We start from the raw sequence: 5,047 nt of genomic DNA on the forward strand, positions 1-5,047 counted from the left end.
CGTCCCCGGTCAGGTAGGCGACCAGGAAGGCGCCGGACAGCGTGGCGTGGAACAGCAGCAGGAACGCCATCTCGGCGGCGGTTGGCTTGCGGGCGGCCATGGCGGACCCTCCTCGGCGGTCAGTCGTGATGTTCGGCGGCGAAGGCGGGCAGCCCGGACAGGCCGAGGCCGCCCGCCTGATAGGCGGCCGCCAGGACCGCGATGAACGCGGCGGCGGCCAGCCCGTGGATCAGCATGCGCGTGAGCATTGCGCGGCTCAGTCGTCGTCGTGGCGGCGCTCGCGGCGGCCGTCGCGGCCCTCGCGGCCCTTGCGGTCGACACCGCGGCCGAAGGCGGTGCCGTCGTCGCGGATGATCTGGCTGGCGCGGATGGCGCCCTGGCGCAGGCCGCCGGTCACCGTGACCTGCTGGCCCGGCTGCAGGCCTTCGGGCAGGAAGCCCTTGGTGGTGACGTCGATCTGGTTGCGGCCGTCGCTCATGGTGAACCAGTTCGCCGCCACCTTCGACACCGTGCCGATGGTGGTGCCGGCACCGGCGGTGGTCAGCTCGGCGATCGGCTGCGGGGCGCCGGCGGCGGGGCCGCGGTCGCGGCCGTGGTGGTCGCCGGCCTGGGCGGCGCCGGCGGCCAGCGTGAGCGCGAGGGCCGCGAGGGGAAGGGTCTTCAGCATGGCTCGTGTCTCCGGTCTGTGGCGCCCTTCGGCGCCCGATGACCACACTCTAGGAGACGTGAGCTGAGCCGAGCCTGAATGCCCCGTTCATCCGGCGTTCAGGTTCGCGGCGCCGTCAGGGGGTGGCGAAGTAATGGCCGACCAGCCGGCGCAACTCCTCGTCCACGCCGGCGTCGCCGAGCGCGGTGAGCCGCGCGTGCAGGTCTTCGGCGATGGCGGCGAAGCGCGCCAGCATCGCCGGGTCGAAGTGCCGCCCGGCGCCGTCGTGCAGGATGGCCATGGCCTGGGCGAAGGGCATCGGCTCCTTGTAGGGGCGGCGCGAGGTCAGGGCGTCGAACACGTCGGCGATGGCGAAGACGCGCGCCGCGGCCGGGATCGCCTCGCCCGCCAGCCCGGCGGGATAGCCGCTGCCGTCGAACTTCTCGTGATGCCCGCCCACCACGTCGGCGGCGTCGGCCAGCCATGCCGAGGACTTCAGGATGTCCAGCCCGTGCGCCACGTGGGTCTTCATCTCGGCGAACTCGGCGGCGTCCAGCTTGCCGGGCTTGAGCAGGATGCGGTCGGGGATGGCAATCTTGCCGACGTCGTGCAGGAAGGCCCCCTTGACCAGCCGCCGGATCGCGTCGGCGTCGAAGCCCATCGCCTCGGCCAGGCGGATGGCGAGGATGGTCACGCGGTAATTGTGGGCGTGGGTATCGCTGTCGCGCTTGGCGATGGCGCTGCCCAGCACGGTGAGGATCTCGACGTTGGCGTCGAGCAGGCGGCGCGACAGGCCCATGACGCCGCGGTTGAAGGCGACGAAGATCGGCAGCAGCACCAGCGCCGCCGCCAGCACCGACAGGGTGGAGACGGCGACCACCATCGCGGTGTCCTTGACGATCTCGTCCGAGCGCTCGGGCGACAGGCGGAACACGCTCTCGAAATAGCCGAGGATCCGCCCCTGGCGGTCGAGCAGCGGCTCGATCGTCTGGATGAAGATCACGCCGTCCACGTGGAAGCGCTCGTAGCGGAATTCGCCGGGCAGCGGGAACTGGTGGCCGCCGCCCTTCAGCCGCTCCTCCGCCCATTCCGCCCCCGGCGCCACGTATTCGGCGGTCTTGGCCTGGGCCGCGTCGTAGAGTTCGGCGACGATGAAGGTTCCATCCGCCTCCGCCCGCCCGGACTCGGCCCGGCCGCGCATGAAGCGGTGCAGCAGGTCGCCGGCGCGCGCGCCGCTGTCGGCGGACAGGGCGTCGCGGGCGTCGGCGAGGAAGGCGGCGGATTCGTGCTTGGCGAGATCGGAGACGCGGGCGTCGGCGATCTCGACCTCGACGAGGAAGGCGGCGGTGCCCGCCAGCGCGGCCAGGGCCAGCGCCGCGGCGGCGACGCGCAGCAGGATCGAACGGTAGGTCGGCAGCGTCATCGGTGCTCCCCCAAGGCAAAGGACAGCCGGAACCGGGCGCCGCCGCCCGGCCGGTCATCGGCCGCCACCACGGCGTCGTGGATGGCGGCGGTCTCCGCCACGATGGCAAGCCCCAGGCCGGCGCCGCCCTTGCTGTCGACGCCGCGGCTGAACGGCTCGAACAGGTGCGGCCGCACGGCGGCCGGCACCCCGGGGCCGCGGTCGGCCACCTCCAGCGCCGGCGGGTCGGCGCACACCGTCACCTCGACGGTCTCCCCGGGCGGGCCGTGGCGCAGGGCGTTGTCGATCAGGTTGCGCAGGGCGTCCTCCAGCGCGAAGGCGTCACCGCGCACCGTGACCGGCCGGTCCGGCGCCGTCAGGGCGAGGTCCCGCCCGTTCGACAGCGCCAGCGGGAAGAGGCGGGCCACGGTGTCGCGCGCCACCGCCACCAGATCGACGCCGTCGCTCAGCGTCACCTGCCGGGCCTCCAGACGGGCCACGGCGAGCAACTGCTCGACCAGCCGGGCCATGCGGTCGACGTCGCGCTGCAGCGCGTCGCGCTCCGGCGACGGCGGCTGCCCGTCGATGCGGGCGCGCAGCACGGCCAGCGGGGTGCGCAGCTCGTGGGCGGCGTTGGCGGTGAAGCGCTTCTGCTGGTCGATGGCGCGCTCCAGCGCCCGCCGCGCCTCCTCCGCCGCGTCGCGCAGCGCCTGCATCTGGTACAGGGCCTCCCGCCGGCGGCGCAGCGAGCGGTGCACCAGGACCACCGCCACCGCCGTGGCCGCCAGCACGGCCGCCGCGAAGGTGGTGAAGGCGATGGCGAACACCGAGGCCACGGACGCCATGGTGTCGGTGACGTCGAGGTACAGCTCGAACACGCCCACCGGGCGGCCGTTGCGCAGCACGGGCACGTAGGCCTCGGTGATGGAGACCGCGGCGTCCTCGCCGAGGCCGGTGTCGTCGGGGTCGGCGAACATGACGGTCGCCGCGGCGTGGCTCAGCGCGGCGTCGATGTAGGACTTGTCGTAGCGCTGCCCGGTCTTGCCGCCGGTGCTGTCGAAGGCGACGACGCGGTCCGGCCCGATCGCCAGCATGCGGTCGATGTGCGCCACCCGGCGGGCGAAGCGCAGCACCGCGTCCCTCTCGCCGCCTTCGATGCCGACGAAGCGCCCGTCGCCGTCGAAGACGGTCAGCGCGCCGGCCAGCGCGTCGGTGAAATCGCGGGCGAGGGTGAGCGCGTGCGCCTGCGTTACCCGCTGCGTCAGGGCGCGCGAGGCGAGATAGCCGGCGGCCAGTGCCACCAGCGTGACCGCGACGATGACGGCGACCAGGAAGCGGTCGCGGCGTCCGGCCGGAACGCTCACCGCGGCGCCTCCCCGGCCTTGATCAGGTAGCCGACGCCGCGCACGACGTGGATCGCCACCCCGGCGCCGGCTTCCGCCAGCCGCTTGCGCAGGCGCGAGACGTGCGCCTCCAGGGCGTTGGACTCGGTTTCCTCGCCGAAGGCGTAGACGGCGCCGTCTAGCGCCTCGCGCGTCACCACCTTGCCGGCCCGGCGCAGCAGCGCCTCCAGCACCGCAAGTTCGCGCCTAGGCACCACCAGCGCGCGTCCGTCCACCGTCACCTCGCGCGTCGGCGTGTCGAAGGCGAGCGCGCCGAGCGTCAGCCGGCTGCCGAGCGCCCCGCCGGGGCGGCGCAGCACCGCGGCGATGCGGGCGACCAGTTCCTCCTGCGCAAAGGGCTTGGTCAGGTAGTCGTCGGCGCCGCCGTTCAGGCCGCGCACCCGGTCGCCGACCGAATCGCGGGCGGTCAGGGCGATCACCGGGGTGGCGTCGCCGCCCGCGCGCAGGTCGCGCAGCACCGCCAGCCCGTCCTCGTCCGGCAGGCCGAGGTCGAGCAGCACCGCGTCGTAGCGCGTGGTCGCCAGCGCCGCCCGCGCGTCCTCGCCGGTGGCGGCGACGTCCACGGCGTACCCTTCGCGGCGCAGGTTGCCCTGGATCAGGGAGGACAGTTGCTCCTCGTCCTCGACGATCAGCAGGCGCATGACGCTCTCCCAGGCTCTCGACAACGGTCGTATCAAGTTTGACGGCGGCGTGGAAGGGAACCGTCAGGATTCCTGCAGGCTCGCCTGGAAGCGGGCCAGGGCCTCGCGCAGCCGTCCGGCATCGCCGTCGATGCTGCGCGCCAGCGATTCGATGCGCTCCGACGCGGCTCCGGTTTCGGTCGCCGACCGGTTGACCGCGACGATGTCGGACGACACCGAAGCGATGCTCCGGGTGGTGCCCTGGACGCGGCTGCCGATGACGGCGGAGATGTCCTGCTGCGCCCGCGCCGCGTCGGCGATGTCGCGGGCGATGCCGTCGATTTCCCGGATGGTGGCGCCGATGCGCTGGATGGCGGCCACCGCGTCGGCCGTCGCCGCCTGGATGGTGCCCACCTGGGCCGCGATGTCCTCGGTGGCCTTGGCGGTCTGGTTGGCCAGCGTCTTGACTTCTGACGCCACCACGGCGAAGCCCTTGCCCGCCGCGCCGGCGCGGGCCGCCTCGATGGTGGCGTTGAGCGCCAGCAGGTTGGTCTGGCCGGCGATGTCGTTGATGAGACGGATCACGTCGCCGATCCGGCCGGCGGCGTTCGCCAGCCCTTCGATGGTGTGGTTGGTCTGCTCCGCCTGCTCGACCGCGCCGGCGGCGATCCGGGTGGAGTGCTCGATCTTGCCGCCGACGGCCTCAATCCGCCGGGCGAGCGCGCCGGTCTGCCCTGCGACCTCGGCGATCTCCTCCGCCACCCTGGCCGACAGCCGGTCGGCGCCGGTGCTGCGCCGGGCGGTGTCGGCGGCGGCTTCCGACATGGCGGCGGCCGTGCCCTGGAGCTGCTCCGCCGAACCGGACAGCGTGCCGACGACGGTGCGGACGGAGTCGTCCAGCGCCTGCGCAAACGCCGCCAGCTGGCCCCGCCTGTGGGCCTCGGCGGTGCGGCGGGGGGGGGCCTCCCCCCCCCGC

Annotated in this window: 6 protein-coding genes; all 6 read right to left on the reverse strand. The window is 73.8% G+C overall.

The genetic code is table 11. The annotated features are described in order from the left end of the window. Nucleotides 1-119: 119 nt before the first annotated feature. A complete protein-coding gene (locus TSO221_RS36925) occupies nt 120-248 on the reverse strand; it encodes a hypothetical protein (protein ID WP_282187863.1) in 129 nt (42 codons plus the stop codon). 8 nt (nt 249-256) lie between these two features. Next, a complete protein-coding gene (locus TSO221_RS33210) occupies nt 257-667 on the reverse strand; it encodes a hypothetical protein (protein ID WP_109122743.1) in 411 nt (136 codons plus the stop codon). Between the two features lie 115 nt (nt 668-782). Further along, nucleotides 783-2,069 (reverse strand): HD domain-containing phosphohydrolase, encoded by a 1,287-nt coding sequence (locus TSO221_RS33215; RefSeq protein WP_109122744.1) that lies wholly within the window; start codon nt 2,067-2,069, stop codon nt 783-785. Beyond that, nucleotides 2,066-3,412, reverse strand: coding sequence for a HAMP domain-containing sensor histidine kinase (locus TSO221_RS33220; protein WP_109122745.1), 1,347 nt, complete (start codon nt 3,410-3,412; stop codon nt 2,066-2,068). The genes TSO221_RS33215 and TSO221_RS33220 overlap by 4 nt, the downstream gene beginning before the upstream one ends. After that, entirely contained in the window at nt 3,409-4,092 is a 684-nt protein-coding gene (locus tag TSO221_RS33225) for a response regulator transcription factor (RefSeq protein WP_109122746.1), read from the reverse strand. The genes TSO221_RS33220 and TSO221_RS33225 overlap by 4 nt, the downstream gene beginning before the upstream one ends. Nucleotides 4,093-4,155: 63 nt before the next feature. Continuing rightward, a partial coding sequence (locus TSO221_RS33230) for a methyl-accepting chemotaxis protein (protein ID WP_247878383.1) occupies nt 4,156-5,047 on the reverse strand: 892 nt, incomplete at its 5' end.

The organism is Azospirillum sp. TSO22-1 (assembly GCF_003116015.1).
In the GTDB taxonomy this organism is placed as follows: domain Bacteria; phylum Pseudomonadota; class Alphaproteobacteria; order Azospirillales; family Azospirillaceae; genus Azospirillum.